The organism is Agromyces atrinae (assembly GCF_013407835.1).
GTDB lineage: Bacteria > Actinomycetota > Actinomycetes > Actinomycetales > Microbacteriaceae > Agromyces > Agromyces atrinae.
Window position 1 is genome coordinate 2,614,901 of record NZ_JACCBI010000001.1, and the last position, 13,734, is coordinate 2,628,634.

13 protein-coding genes are annotated in these 13,734 nt (G+C 69.6%); 6 read left to right on the forward strand and 7 right to left on the reverse strand.

Translation table 11 applies throughout. From position 1 onward, the window contains the following. Nucleotide 1: 1 nt before the first annotated feature. On the forward strand, nt 2-484 hold the full coding sequence (locus BJ972_RS12220; RefSeq protein ID WP_129172192.1) for a glutathione peroxidase: 483 nt from the start codon (nt 2-4) through the stop codon (nt 482-484). Nucleotides 485-486: 2 nt separating this feature from the next. Here the strand turns inward: BJ972_RS12220 and BJ972_RS12225 are convergent, their stop codons facing one another. Then, nucleotides 487-666, reverse strand: a complete 180-nt coding sequence (locus BJ972_RS12225) for a hypothetical protein (protein ID WP_129172191.1) — start codon at nt 664-666, stop codon at nt 487-489. Nucleotides 667-777: 111 nt separating this feature from the next. Between BJ972_RS12225 and BJ972_RS12230 the strand changes: the two genes are divergently transcribed. From BJ972_RS12230 to BJ972_RS12245, 4 genes are all read left to right on the forward strand, one after another. Continuing rightward, the gene (locus BJ972_RS12230) at nt 778-2,265 is read left to right on the forward strand and encodes a SulP family inorganic anion transporter (RefSeq protein WP_129172190.1); all 1,488 of its coding nucleotides are present in this window, start codon (nt 778-780) and stop codon (nt 2,263-2,265) included. Between the two features lie 65 nt (nt 2,266-2,330). Beyond that, nucleotides 2,331-3,008: a response regulator transcription factor gene (locus tag BJ972_RS12235; RefSeq protein WP_129172189.1), complete on the forward strand. Its 678-nt coding sequence runs from the start codon at nt 2,331-2,333 to the stop codon at nt 3,006-3,008. A gap of 7 nt (nt 3,009-3,015) precedes the next feature. Continuing rightward, nucleotides 3,016-4,308, forward strand: a complete 1,293-nt coding sequence (locus BJ972_RS12240) for a sensor histidine kinase (RefSeq protein ID WP_129172188.1) — start codon at nt 3,016-3,018, stop codon at nt 4,306-4,308. A 71-nt stretch (nt 4,309-4,379) separates the two neighbouring features. After that, nucleotides 4,380-4,841, forward strand: coding sequence for a PepSY domain-containing protein (locus BJ972_RS12245; protein WP_129172187.1), 462 nt, complete (start codon nt 4,380-4,382; stop codon nt 4,839-4,841). A 72-nt stretch (nt 4,842-4,913) separates the two neighbouring features. Here the strand turns inward: BJ972_RS12245 and BJ972_RS12250 are convergent, their stop codons facing one another. The 4 genes from BJ972_RS12250 to BJ972_RS12265 all read right to left on the reverse strand — a co-directional run bounded on the left by BJ972_RS12250 (nt 4,914) and on the right by BJ972_RS12265 (nt 11,256). Beyond that, on the reverse strand, nt 4,914-8,279 hold the full coding sequence (locus tag BJ972_RS12250) for a chitobiase/beta-hexosaminidase C-terminal domain-containing protein (RefSeq protein ID WP_164989846.1): 3,366 nt from the start codon (nt 8,277-8,279) through the stop codon (nt 4,914-4,916). Between the two features lie 248 nt (nt 8,280-8,527). After that, nucleotides 8,528-9,973 (reverse strand): threonine synthase, encoded by a 1,446-nt coding sequence (thrC, locus tag BJ972_RS12255; protein WP_129172186.1) that lies wholly within the window; start codon nt 9,971-9,973, stop codon nt 8,528-8,530. Between the two features lie 3 nt (nt 9,974-9,976). Continuing rightward, a complete protein-coding gene (locus tag BJ972_RS12260; RefSeq protein WP_129172185.1) occupies nt 9,977-10,186 on the reverse strand; it encodes a hypothetical protein in 210 nt (69 codons plus the stop codon). An 11-nt stretch (nt 10,187-10,197) separates the two neighbouring features. Continuing rightward, nucleotides 10,198-11,256, reverse strand: a complete 1,059-nt coding sequence (locus BJ972_RS12265; RefSeq protein WP_129172184.1) for an SDR family NAD(P)-dependent oxidoreductase — start codon at nt 11,254-11,256, stop codon at nt 10,198-10,200. A 56-nt stretch (nt 11,257-11,312) separates the two neighbouring features. Here BJ972_RS12265 and BJ972_RS12270 point away from each other — a divergent pair, with 56 nt between their 5' ends. Beyond that, the gene (locus BJ972_RS12270) at nt 11,313-11,870 is read left to right on the forward strand and encodes a TetR/AcrR family transcriptional regulator (RefSeq protein WP_129172183.1); all 558 of its coding nucleotides are present in this window, start codon (nt 11,313-11,315) and stop codon (nt 11,868-11,870) included. Between the two features lie 17 nt (nt 11,871-11,887). Here BJ972_RS12270 and BJ972_RS12275 read toward each other — a convergent pair whose 3' ends face one another. Then, nucleotides 11,888-13,021, reverse strand: coding sequence for an FAD-dependent oxidoreductase (locus BJ972_RS12275; protein WP_129172182.1), 1,134 nt, complete (start codon nt 13,019-13,021; stop codon nt 11,888-11,890). Beyond that, nucleotides 13,018-13,731: a class I SAM-dependent methyltransferase gene (locus tag BJ972_RS12280; protein ID WP_129172181.1), complete on the reverse strand. Its 714-nt coding sequence runs from the start codon at nt 13,729-13,731 to the stop codon at nt 13,018-13,020. The genes BJ972_RS12275 and BJ972_RS12280 overlap by 4 nt, the downstream gene beginning before the upstream one ends. Between the last annotated feature and the right edge of the window lie 3 nt (nt 13,732-13,734).

Genomic DNA, 13,734 nt, shown 5'->3' on the forward strand with positions numbered 1-13,734 from the left:
CATGAGCATTCGCGAGATCCCCATCCAGACCATGGAGGGAACCACGACCTCCCTCTCCGACTACGAGGGCGATGTCATCCTCATCGTGAACGTCGCCTCGCGCTGCGGCCTCGCACCGCAGTACGAGAAGCTCGAAGAGCTGCAGCGCACCTATGGTGAGCGCGGCTTCACGGTCCTCGGGTTCCCGAGCAACCAGTTCCTCCAGGAGCTCTCGTCGAACGACGCCATCAAGGAGTTCTGCTCCACGACGTACGGCGTGACCTTCCCCGTCTTCGACCGCGTCAAGGTCAACGGCCGCAACGCCCACCCGCTCTACACCGAGCTCAAGAAGGCGAAGGACGGCTCGGGTAAGGCCGGCCGCGTGACGTGGAACTTCGAGAAGTTCCTCGTGCTGCCGAACGGCAAGATCAAGCGGTTCCGACCGACGACCGAGCCCGACGCGCCCGAGATCGTCTCCGCGATCGAGGCGGCACTCCCCCGCTAGCCCTACGCGCGGTCGCGGCGCCCGACGAGCGAGCGGATGACGAAGAAGACGACGACCGCGACGACGAGCACGAAGCCGAGCTTCACGACGAAGAGCGCGACGCTGAAGAGCACGTCGACGAGCACCCACGCGATGATGACGGCGATGATCACGCCGATGACGGCCCACACGGTTCTGCTCATACATCGAGGGTAACCGCGCTGCCTGTGTAGGGTTACCGAGGCGCCCGGCGGTGGTGGCCGATCACCCGACCGGGTCACCCAACTCGGTCATTCATTCCGAGGAGCGCCCGCATGGCGACGATCACGCAGCGCGTCGACAACTCGGTGCTCGGGGCACTGCGGTCGCCCCGGCTCCTGACGCGCGAGGTCCTCGCGGGTCTCGTCGTCGCCCTCGCGCTCATCCCCGAGGCGATCTCGTTCTCGATCATCGCGGGCGTCGACCCGCGCGTCGGCCTCTTCTCGTCGTTCATCATGGCCGTCTCGATCGCGTTCCTCGGCGGGCGCCCCGCGATGATCTCGGCGGCGACCGGAGCCGTCGCGCTCGTCATCGCGCCCGTCGCCCGCGATTACGGCATGGACTACTTCATCGCGACCGTGCTGCTCGCGGGCGTCTTCCAGGTGCTGCTCGGGGTGCTCGGTGTCGCGAAGCTCATGCGCTTCATTCCGCGCAGCGTCATGGTCGGCTTCGTCAACGCCCTCGCCATCCTCATCTTCGCGGCGCAGTTCCCGCACCTCATCGGCGTGCCGTGGCTGGTCTATCCGCTCGTGGCGCTCGCCCTCGTCATCCTCATCGGACTCCCCCGCCTCACGCGCGTCGTGCCCGCGCCCCTCGTCGCGATCGTCGTGCTCACGGCGATCACCGTGTTCGGCGCCCTCGCGGTGCCGACGGTCGGCGATCAGGGCGAACTGCCGAGCACGCTGCCCGAGCTCTTCATCCCGAACGTGCCGCTCACGTGGGAGACGTTCACGACGATCGCTCCCTTCGCCCTCGCGATGGCGCTCGTCGGACTCCTCGAATCGCTTATGACCGCGAAGCTCGTCGACGACATCACCGACACGGGCTCGAACAAGACCCGTGAGGCGTGGGGTCAGGGCGTCTCGAACATGATCTCGGGAATCTTCGGCGGCATGGGCGGCTGCGCGATGATCGGCCAGACGATGATCAACGTCAAGGTCTCGGGCGCGCGCACGCGCATCTCGACGTTCCTCGCGGGCGTCTTCCTGCTCATCCTCGTCGTCGTGTTCGGCGACATCGTCGCGCTCATCCCTATGGCCGCGCTCGTCGCCGTCATGGTGATGGTCTCGGTGGGAACCTTCGACTGGCACAGCATCCGGCCGTCGACCCTGAAGCGCATGCCGAAGAGCGAGACGCTCGTCATGGTGGCGACCGTCGCGATCGTCGTCGCGACGCACAACCTCGCCATCGGTGTCATCGCGGGAGTGGTGGTCGCGATGGTGCTCTTCGCCCGTCGGGTCGCGCACTTCGCGACGGTGACGAGGACGGTGGATGACGGCGTCGCGCGCTACATCGTCGACGGCGAGTTGTTCTTCGCGTCGTCGAACGACCTGACGACGCAGTTCGACTACGCGGGCGACCCCGAGCGAGTCGTCATCGACTTCTCGCGATCGCACCTGTGGGATGCGTCGACGATCGCCTCGCTCGACGCCATCACGACGAAGTATGCCCGTCACGGCATCCAGGTCGAGGTCGTCGGCTTGAACGCCTCGAGCACCTCGTTGCGCGAGCGGCTCTCGGGGCGCCTGGGCGGCGAGGGGTAGGTCCCGTTCCGCGCGCTTCAGCGCAGCTTCAGGCTCGAGGCGACACACTGGAGCCGGAGGTACGCATGAGGATTCTGGTTGTCGACGACGAGGCGCGCCTCGCCGATGGCGTGCGACGCGGCCTTGAGGCCGAGGGATTCGCCGTCGATGTCGCCGGAAACGGTGTCGACGGGCTCTGGTTCGCGGAGGAGTACACGTACGACGCGATCATCCTCGACATCATGATGCCGGGCATGAGCGGCTACCGCGTGTGCGAGAAGCTGCGCGCGGCGGGCGATTGGACTCCCGTGCTCATGCTCACGGCGAAGGACGGCGAGTGGGACCAGGTCGAGGCGCTCGACACCGGCGCCGACGATTTCCTCAGCAAGCCCTTCTCTTTCGCCGTGCTCGTCGCTCGCATCCGCGCCCTCGTGCGCCGGGGCTCGCGCGAACGCCCGGTCGCGATCGAGGTCGGTGACCTGCGGCTCGACCCCGCGGCGAAGCGCGTCTCGCGCGGCGACGTCGCGATCGACCTGACATCACGTGAGTTCGCCGTCCTCGAATTCCTCGTACGGAATGCCGGCGCCGTCGTCTCGAAGCGCGATGTGCTCGACAACGTGTGGGACGTCGACTTCGACGGCGACCCGAACATCGTCGAGGTCTACGTGCGGCACCTTCGCAACAAGATCGACCGACCGTTCGGAGTGACCTCGATCGAGACGCTCCGCGGCTCGGGATACCGGCTGGGCGTGGCACGTGCGTAACCGGTCGGTGAGGTTTCGAGCTGCACTCGGTGCGGCACTCGCGGTCGCGGTGATCCTCGTCGTGGGTGCGTTCGGATTCGTCGCGCTGCTTACGGGCGCTCTGCGCGCGAACATCGAGGAGTCGGCGGCGCTCGACGCCGAAGCGGCGGCGACAAGTCTCGAGGGCAGCGGATCGACGACTCTGCCCGACGACGACCGGTTGCTCGTGCTCGTGGATGAGAGCGGTCGTGTCGTCTCGGCGAGCGACGAGGACATCGCACTTCCCGAACCGGTGCCGAATGACGACGTCTTCACCGCGCGGGTCGACGGCGACGAGGTTGTCTTCGCGAGTGAAGACGTCGAGATCGGCGACACCGACTACCGTCTGCTCGCCGGCCGTTCGCTCGATGATGCGAACGAGGCGGTCGCGACGGTAACCGGTCTGCTCGGTGTCGCGGTGCCCCTGATCGTGCTGCTCGTGGGTGCGACGACGTGGATCGTCGTCGGGCGCTCCCTCGCCCCCGTCGAGCGCATCCGCTCCGAGGTCGCGTCGATCGAGGCGTCGGGTCTCGATCGTCGCGTGCCCGTGCCTCCGTCGGGAGATGAGATCGCCCGCCTCGCCGAGACGATGAACGGCATGCTCGCTCGCCTCGAAGGTGCGAGCATCGCGCAGCGCCGCTTCGTCTCGGACGCCTCGCATGAACTCCGCTCACCCCTCGCTTCGATTCGCCAATACGCCGAGGTCGCCTCGCTGCACCCCGACCGCATCGACGCGAGCGAGCTGTCCGCGACGGTGCTCGCCGAGGGTGCGCGGTTGCAGGCGATCATCGAGTCGCTCCTGATCCTCGCGAAGCTCGACGAGAGCGCCGCGACGATCGACCGCAGGCCGGTCGATCTCGACGATATTCTCCTGACGGAATGCAGTCGTCTCCGCTCGTCGACGACGCTCACGATCGACGGCTCGGGCATCACCGCCGCTCGCGTCTCAGGCGACGAGCGGCTGCTCGCACGCGTCATCCGCAATCTCGCCGACAATGCCGCGCGGCATGCGCACTCACAGATCGCGGTCGCGTCGACCGACGTCGACGGGGTCGTCACGATCGTCGTCGAGGATGACGGCTCGGGCGTACCCGCGCCGGAGCGCTCCCGCGTGTTCGACCGGTTCGTGCGTCTCGACGAGAGCCGAGCGCGTGACGCCGGAGGGTCAGGACTCGGGCTCGCGATCGTCGCCGACATCGTGCGCGCCCACGGGGGAAGCGTCGCCGTCGACGACTCCGCCCTCGGCGGGGCACGGTTCGTCGTGCGTCTTCCCGCGTCCTGAGAACCTGCTTCCTGAAGGTTGCTTCAGGGAGCTTCAGGTCTGCTTCAGCGCTCCCCCGAGAAGCTGAGGGCATGGAAGAGAACACGACCCCCCAGCCCCAGTCCCCCGCACCCGTCGCAGCAGCCGCGCCCGCCGAGCGCCGCCCGCTCTGGCGTCGACGCGGCGTGCTCATCGGAGTCGGTGCCGCCGCCGTCGTGCTGCTCGGCGGAGCCGGCGCGGCCTACGCCTTCGACGAGTTCGGCGACGACGACCGCGACACCGTCGCGGTGCAGCAGGTCGCCTCGACGGATGCGCCCCAGGCGACCGACAGCCGCGACTCCGACGACGTGCCCCTCACGTCGGACGAGTTCGACCGGGCGAGTGCAGCGGCTCTCGCCGAGGCGGACGGCGGACGCGTGACCGACGTCGACCGCGATGACGACGCGGGCAACGCGTACGACGTCGATGTGCTGCTCGACAACGGCGACGAGCTCGAGATCGAGCTCGACGCCGACTTCCGCGTCACGTACACCGAGCTCGACCCGCGCGACTGATCGCGCGCGCACGCGGCTGCGCCCCCGCTCCGGATGAACGAATCCGGTGCGGGGGCGCAGTCGTGCGTGTGCCTACTGCTGCTGCGTCCTCCGCGATCGGCGGAAGATCAGCACGCCGAGGGCGGCGACCAGCAGACCGAGTCCGAGCAGCAGGCCCGCCGGGATGCCGGTCAGGGCGAGTCCGTCACCGCTTCCCGCGGGGTCCGAACCGTCGGTGCCGTCGTCCGGGCCACCGGTTCCGGGCTCTCCCGGAGTTCCGGGCTGAGTCGGGTTTCCGGGTTCACCGGGCTCCCCCGGTTCTCCGGGCTCACCAGGTTCTCCAGGTTCACCCGGCTCTCCGGGCTCCCCCGGCTGACCCGGGTCGCCCTCGGCCGGCAGCACCTCGAGGTCGATCGCGACCTCGATGTTGCCCTCCGCGCCGAGCAGCGTGACGGTGTGCGTACCGACCTCGACGTCGGGAACCGTGAAGGTGAGAGACGCGTCGCCGGCGTCATCCCCCGTCAGAGTGCCGAGCGCGACGGGGTCGCTGCGCAGTTCGGCGTCGAGCGTGTTGCCCGCGCCGAGCAGACGCACGTCGATCGTCACGCGGGAGCCGATGCGCGCCGACTCGGTCGACAGCACGGCACCCACGACGGGGATCGGCTCGGAGAGCGTCTCGTTGCCCGCGGCATCCGTCGCCCGAGCCTCGACCAGGCCGCCGGCCGCGTCGATCGCGACCGGTCCGGCGTAGTCGGCCCAGTCGCCGCCGTCGACGCGGTACTCGACCGCGGCGAGACCCGTGCCCGCGTCATCCGCCGAGACGGTGAGCGTGCGGTCCCTGACCTCGGCGAAGAGCGTCGGCGCGACCGTGTCGGCGACGGCGCTGTGCACCTGCACCTCGACGAGGCCGGCGGCCCAGTGCGCCTGGTTGCCGTTGTGGTCGTTGATGACGTCGGCGACGTCGACGCGGACGTAGCGCCACTCCCCCGCGAGCGCGTCGGTCGTGAAGCCGACGGTGCGGTTGTCGAGGCGGGTCGCGAGGCGCGTCCACTCGACTCCGTCGAGGCTTCCCGACACTGTGTACGTCGAATACGTCTCCGAGCCGTTCCAGGCGCGCCACGAGAAGTCGACGCGCGAGAGATCGGTCGGTTCGGCGAGGTCGACCTGCCAGTGGAACGGGACCGTCGTCGGCTGGAAGTAGTTCGAGCTGTCGCCGGTGAGCGCGAGGTTGACCGCGACGCCGTCGTTCGCGTACGCCGGGGCGCGGCCGGCGGCAGCGGTGCTCGCCGACGAGTCCTTGCCCTCCGAGACGATCTCGGTGAGCGACGGGATCACGATGCCGCCCGTACGCTCCTCCAGCCGCCAGTTCGGGCGGAAGGGCAGCGTGAGGGAGTCGTCCTCGATCTCGAGCGGCAGCCAGACGTACGCCGAGTCGCCGAGCTTCTTCGAGTTCCAGCGGTCGCCCATGTACAGGTAGTCGCGGCCGCCGTCGACGCGCTGCACCGTCGCGATGTTCGTCGACTGGCTGAAGTACGTCGTGTTGTTGCCGAGTTCACGCAGCTCCGACCATCCGTCGGGGTCGGTGATGTCGCTCGTGACCGCGTAGCGCGTCTGGTTGGGGTACCAGCCCGACTGGCCCGACGTGACGATGAAGTACTTGCCGTCGGCCTTGACGACGGCGGGAGCTTCGCGGTGACCGCCGACGAAAAGCGGGTACGAGGCATCGACGTCGACGTCGGTGTAGTCCTCGGTCAGCGGGTACAGGCGCATGTCCTGGTGGTCCTGCGCCGAGATGAGGTACGCCGCGTCGCTGTCGGGGTCGGACCAGACGGTGAAGTCGCGCGATCCGTAGCCGCCGAGGCCGTCGGTGCCGGGGTAGGTCGGGTCCTGCTCGGTCGTGCCGACCTCGCCCACGCCGGGGCGATAGTTGCGCACGACCTCGTAGTCGCCGTCGATCGTCGGGCTCGAGAGCACGATGAGGTGCGACGCCGCGTAGCTGTCGGCGGTCTCCCAGTGGCCCCACAGCACGAAGCGGTCGGTGGCCTCGTTGTAGATGAGCTTCGGGCGCTCGATCTTGCACTCGGGGCCTGCGTACGTGCCGGTGACGCAGACTTTCGGCGTCGCCGTCGTGACGATGTCGTGCACGTGCTCCCAGTTGAGGAGGTCCTGCGAGCGGTAGAGGCTCACGGCGTTGAGGATGGCGCGGTCGTGCGACTTGTTCTCGCCGACCCAGTAGTACCAGCCGTCGTGCTGCAGGAATCCGCCGCCGTGGGCCTGAATCGAGTTGCCCTCGGTGTCGTACCAGGTGCGTCCGAGCGGCGCGGATTCGTAGCCCTCGGTCGGCACGAGATCGATGCGGTACGCCGCGGATGCGCGGCCGCTCGCGGTTCCGTTCTTGATGGCGACGGCCGTGACCGTGGCATCCGCCGCGACCTCGAACGGACCCTCGTAGCGCGTGCCGACCGTGCGGGTCGGGGTCGTGCCGTCGAGCGTGTAGAAGATCGAGGCGCCAGCGGTGGCCGTCTCGAGCGTCACCGTCTGCGCGGCGGCGTACGAACCCGCGGCGGGGCTGAGGGTCGGAGCCTGCACGACGAGGGGCGCCGTGTCGACGGCGACCTCGCCCGCGGCGACCGCGAGCCACGCGATGACAGGTGCTTCCGAACCGGATGCCCGGCTGGCCGTCACCGTGACGGGCGCCGAGCCATCGGTCGTGAACGTGCCCGAGATCATCGCGGTGCGGTTCGTGGTGTTGACCGTGACCGTCTCGCCGATCTTCGTCGCCGTGCCCGACCCGGTGCGCGCGTCGAGACGCACGGTGCGGGGGCCCGACCACCATTCGGTGACGCCGACCGTGATCGTGTAGGTGCCCGCGGTGAGGCCCGGCAACAGGTAGCTGAGGCCGAGCTGCGAGTTGTTGATGCCGTACTGGCCGTTGGAGTACTTGTCGGCCGGTGTCGTGCCGGCGCGGGTGCCGTCGCGACCGCTCGCGACCCAGCCCCACGAGCCGTTGCTCGATGCCTGGTCGGCCCGGTCGTTGAGCAGGCCGCCCTGCGCGCGCACGGCCTCGACGGCGGGTGACGTGCCCGTCTGGCCGGCGTCGATGAAGTAGCGGAGGTTCTCGGGGATCGTCTCGACGAGCGCCTCGACGGGGAGGGAGTCCTCGACGAGACCCGGCACGGTGAACGTGCGGTAGTGCTGGTCGAAGGTGAGGTCGCGGAGATCCCACGCGACGGCCGCATCACGCACGCCGCCGCCCTGGGTGTCGACCGCGACGGTCTCGGGCAGTGTGGTGCCGCCGCCGACGTAGGCGACGGCGTTCACGGGGGAGTCGAGCGCAATCGGGTCGTCGGGCGCCGCGTGCGCAGCTGATGCCCCGAGGGGAAGCAGTCCTGCGACGAGAAGCGCGCCGATGGCTCCGGCTGCGAGGGGGCGGGCAAGGCGAGGTGACGTCTTCGTCATCGGTCCGTCCTGGAGGGGGTCGAGCCCGTTCGGCAGCGAAGGGGCATCCGGTCAACGCGAATGTTTACGTAAACATGTTTACGCAAACATCCACACAGGTCCGAGCATAGGGGGAGGGGCGACGTCTTGTCGAGAGTGTGACGTGCCGGCGTCCTGCTCGCGTTCGCCACGCAGGAGTACCGTTCGCGCGCCGGAGTACCGCATGAATGGCACTCCGCTGCAGTAGCGGTACTCCGACGCGCGGACCGCTACAACCCGGTGCGCGCCGCGATCAATTCCTTGATCTGCATATAGTCGGCCGGCACGACCTCGACGCGCTGCGGCAGGTCTTCGATCCCCTCGAACGATGCGGGCCGTTCGGGGTCGCGGCCGAGTGCTTCGCGGATGATCTCGGCGAACTTCGCGGGCAGCGCGGTCTCGAGCGCGAGCATCGGGATGCCCGGTGAGAGGTGCTGCCGAGCGACGTGTATGCCGTCAGCGGTATGCGGATCGATGACGACGCCGTACGTCTCCGACACCTCGCGGATCGTCGCGACGCGATCGGCGTGCGTCGAGCGCCCCGAGACGAATCCGAACTCGTGGATGCGCGCGAACTCGGGCATACCAGAGAGGTCGAGCACGCCGGTCTCGTCGATCTCGCGGAAGACCTCGGCGACGCGCTCGGTGTCGCGGCCGAGCAGGTCGAAGAGGAACCGCTCGAAGTTCGATGCCTTCGAGATGTCCATGCTCGGGCTCGACGTGTGGTGCGTCTCGGCGGCCGCGCGTACGCGGTACACGCCGGTGCGGAAGAACTCGTCGAGCACGTCGTTCTCGTTCGTCGCGACGACGAGGTTCTCGATCGGCAGCCCCATCATGCGCGCGATGTGACCGGCGCAGACGTTGCCGAAGTTGCCCGACGGCACCGCGAACGAGACCTTCTGGCCCGGTCCGTCGGTCGCGAGCAACCAGCCGTGGAAGTAGTACGCGACCTGCGCGACGACGCGTGCCCAGTTGATCGAGTTGACCGTGCCGATCTTCTGGTGCGCCTTGTAGTCGAGGTCGCTCGACACGGCTTTGACGATCGCCTGGCAGTCGTCGAAGACGCCCTCGACGGCGAGGTTCACGATGTTCGGGTCGTCGAGACTGAACATCTGCGCCCGCTGGAAGGCGCTCATCTTGCCGTTCGGGCTGAGCATGAAGACGCGGATGCCGCGGCGCCCGCGCATCGCGTACTCGGCGGCGCTGCCCGTGTCGCCCGACGTCGCGCCGAGGATGTTGAGCTCGCTGCCGTCGCGCGCGAGCGCGTACTCGAACAGCGCGCCGAGCAGCTGCATCGCCATGTCCTTGAAGGCGAGCGTCGGGCCGTTCGAGAGGGCGAGGATCGACAGGGGAGTGCCGTTCTCGTCGCCGAGGGGGAGGAGCGGGGTGATGTCGGCCGCGTTCTCGCCCGCGCGCACGTTGCTGTACCGCTCGGCCGTGTACGTCTCGCGCGTCAGCGTGCGGAGCGTTTCGGTGGGGATGTCGTCGGCGAATCGCGAGAGCACCTCGAATGCGACATCCGCGTACGACAGTCCGCGCCACGACTCGAGGTCGTCGGCGCTGATCTGCGGGTACTCGACGGGCATGTAGAGGCCGCCGTCGGGTGCGAGCCCGGCCAGGAGGATCTCGGAGAACGTGCGCTGCTCCGCGTGTCCTCGTGTCGATTGGTATCGCATCGGTCAACCGCCTCTTCTCGCCGAACGCCCCTGCAACTCTTCCATACGAGCGGCAGGGGCGTGGGCGATCAGCGCGCGGGTGTCAAGCCACTTGGCTCCGAATCCGTTGAAGGCGACCTTGACGCGCCAGCCGTAGTTCTTGTTCGGCGGCACGGTCGCGGTGTGACGCGCGACGATCACGCCGTGGTTGATGGCGCGCAGCTCGACGCGCACCCACTTGGCGCTCAGGCGGCGGACCAGCCTCCGTCGGAGGCGAGGATGACGCCGTTGATGTTGACGCCGTCGTTCGAGAGCAGGAACGTGATCGACGCGGCGAGGGCATCGCCCTCAACGGCCTCGGGCATGACGGCCATGCCGGCGCGCACGCGCTCGGCGCCGAGGGGCGAGGCGAACGTCGCTTCGATGTTCGTGATGGTCGGGCCGGGGGCGACGGCGTTGACGCGGATGCCGCTCGGGCCGTACATGAACGCGCTCGACTTCGTGAGCCCCGCGACGGCGTGCTTCGACGCGGTGTAGGCGACGCCCGCCGCCGATCCGCGGAGCGCGGCCTCGGAGGCGACGTTGACGATCGATCCCTGGCCCTGGGCGAGCATCGTAGGGATGACGGCCCGCATGAGCTTCATCGTTCCGTCGACGTTGATCGCGAAGACGCGCTTCCAGACGGCGTCGGTGACCTCGCCGACGGGCGTCATGTCGTCCATGATGCCGGCGACGTTGGCGAGGGCGTCGATGCGATCGCCCGCGGCCGCGATGATGCGCGTGATCGCGGCGTCGTCGGTGATGTCGGCCTGCACGGCGACGATCTCGGCCCCGGGGGTCTCGCTGATGAAGTCGTCGAGGCGCTCCTGCGAGATGTCGACGGCGATGACGCGGCCGCCCTCGCGGGCCACGCGCGATGCCGTGGCGCGACCGATGCCCGAGCCGGCTCCCGTGACGATGACCGTCGAGCCCGTGAAGCGGCCGGCGTCGAGTCGCTCGGTCCATTCGGGGCGCACCGGTGTCGCGACCTCCTGCACGGCCTCCGCGACGGGCGCTGCATCGTCACCCGCCGGCACCTCTCCCGCCGCCGCCCGGCGCACGAGCTCGTCGAGCATGTCGGCCGAGAACGAGCCCTTGCTGAGCTTCACGAGGCGCTTGATGGCGAGGCGTCGCACGGGTCGCATGACATCGGGTGTCTGGCCGCCGCGCGCGAGCAGTTCGCGGATGATCGGCCCGCCGATGGGGTCGTCGATCCACGTGCCGACCGATGAGTCTCCGGTGAGGGGTGCGCCGTTCGCGGCCATGGTGTCTCCTTCGTCGTGGGTTACCGGACAACACTGTCCGGTAGTACGCTACACCCGTGCCGTCGACAGCGAAAGCCAACCGCGGGCCGAGTGCCGGCCCCGCCAATCGGCGTGCGCTCATCGACGCCGCGCGCGAGATCTTCGCGACGGAGGGCGTCACCGCACCCCTCAGCGCCATCGCGAAGCGTGCCGGAGTGGGGCAGGGGAGTCTCTACCGCCACTTCCCCGAGCGCGTCGACCTCGCCGTCGCCGTCTTCGACGAGAACCTCGGTGAGCTCGAGGTCGAGGTCGCGCGGCCCGAGACGACGCTCGACGACCTGCTCGAGCGCGTCATCGAGCAGGCGCTCGTCTCGACGACGATCATCGACATGATGACGCTCGAACGCCACGACGACCGTCTTCTCCACCTGCAGACGCGCATGGACGCCATCATCGGCAGCGTCCTCGACCGCGAGAAGGCGGCGGGTCGCATCGGCACCCACGTCGTCGCCGGAGACGTGCTGCTCGCGATCTCGATGCTCGCGAGCATGCTCGTGCGCACCGATGCCTCCGAGCGCCGCACGGTCGCCACTCGCGCGTGGGCGCTCTTCCACTCCGCGTTCGCCCCGCACTGACATCCGCGGGGCTGGGCTCAGAGCCCCCGCATCGTCACGGCCCCCGTGATCGCGCCGCGGAACGGCGGATACGAGAGCAGACGCACCGCCGAATCGCGGGCGAAGGCACGCGCTGGTCCGAGCGGCGATCCCATGGTCATGTTGAAGAGCGCGCGCCGCGTCGCCGCCGCAGCCGCGCGTCGCCGGGTGCGGTCGTAGTGCCCGGCCTCCGCGTCGAACGCGCCGACACGTGCGGCCTCGACGACGCGCACCGCGGCGACGGCGTCGATCCAGCCGAGGTTCATGCCCTGCCCGCCGATCGGGCTCACCTCGTGGGCCGCATCGCCGACGAGGAGTACCCGGCCGACCGCCATCCGCTCCGCGAGATGCTGTCGTGCCTCGAACGCGCGCGTCTCGCTCGCCGTCGCGGGATCGAGCGTCGCCCCCAGCCGCTCCTCGACGATGCGCGCGAGTGCGCCCGCCGTCGCCTCCGGGTATGGCGGGGGAGTGAACGCGACCCAGCGCCGCAGTCCGCCGGGCAGGGGGAACGACTCGACGACGCCGCCCGGCTCGAGGTGCAGCAGGGCCGTCGCGGGGTCGAGGTCGCCGCCCGGAACATCGGCCATGAGATACCGCGCTCGGCCCGGTCGCGCCGTCCACCCGATGTCGAGCCCCGAACGGATGCCGCTGCGCACGCCATCCGCCGCGATGACGAGTGCCGCGGTGCGCGAGCCTGCGGCACCGAGCGCGACCTCGACGTAATCGCCGCGATCGTGAACGGCTTCGACCGTCACGCCGCGGTGGAGCGCACCCGGGGCCACCGCCGCGAGCCGCTCGGTGAGCATCGCCTCGGTGCGGGCCTGCGGAAGGGTTACGACGGGAGTCGCGCCGCCGAACTCCACACGAGCGAGATCGACTCCCGCGCTCGAGACGACGCCCGCATCGAGCAGCACGCCCTCGTCACGCACGCGTTCGGCGAGGCCCGCGCGCGCGAGGGCGGTGAGGCCGGGCGGGTGGATGCCGATCGCCCGCGACCAGTCGACGGGCGCGTCGCGGGAGTCGTAGACGTCGACGGTCACGCCGCGCTGGGCGAGCAGGATCGCGGTGAGGAGTCCGACGGGCCCCGCGCCCACGACGACGACTCCGCCGGCGCGTTCGACGGCATCGGTCATGCGGCTCTCCGGTACGACAGGTCGAGTCGCGACGGCACGCCCGTGCGCACGACCCAGCCGGCGGGCGCGACGCTCCGCAGTTCGCCCGGCGTGAACGAGCGGCGGATCGACGTGAGCCCATCGGCGCGGATGAACGAGCGGCGGAGGAGCGTCGACTGGAACGGCCAGGTTCCCGCCGCGAAGGCCGCGTAGGCGAACCGGCTGCGGGCGATGTCGCTGTGCACGGCGATGCCGCCGGGCGTGAGCAGTTCCTCCGAATCGGCGAGCACCGTGCTGAGCTCGGCATCATCGAGATGGTGCAGCACGTGGTTCGAGATGACGACGTCGAAGCGCTCGCCGTCGGCCACGAGCTCGCTGCTGTGTGCGCGGCTCACCTGCAGCCCCGTCGTGGGGCGCGCGGAGGCCCACGCATAAGCGCGCGGGTCGGGATCGACGGCCACGGCCCGCAGCAGCAACCCGTCGCGCGCGGCCCACGCGAGGAGTGCGCGCGGCACATCGGCACCGCCGGCCCCGATGTCGAGCAGGCGCGACGGCCGTTCCGCCGAGAGCAGCGGGCGGATGTCGCGGCGATAGATCCCCCGCCAGCCCGCGACGAAACGGTTGACGAGCGGGAACTGCGCGTAGGTGCGATCGAGTAGTTCGGCGTCGCAGTTCGGGTCATCCATGAGCTCCGTCGCCGTCGTGGCGCGACGGCGCAGATCGGGCGCCACGGA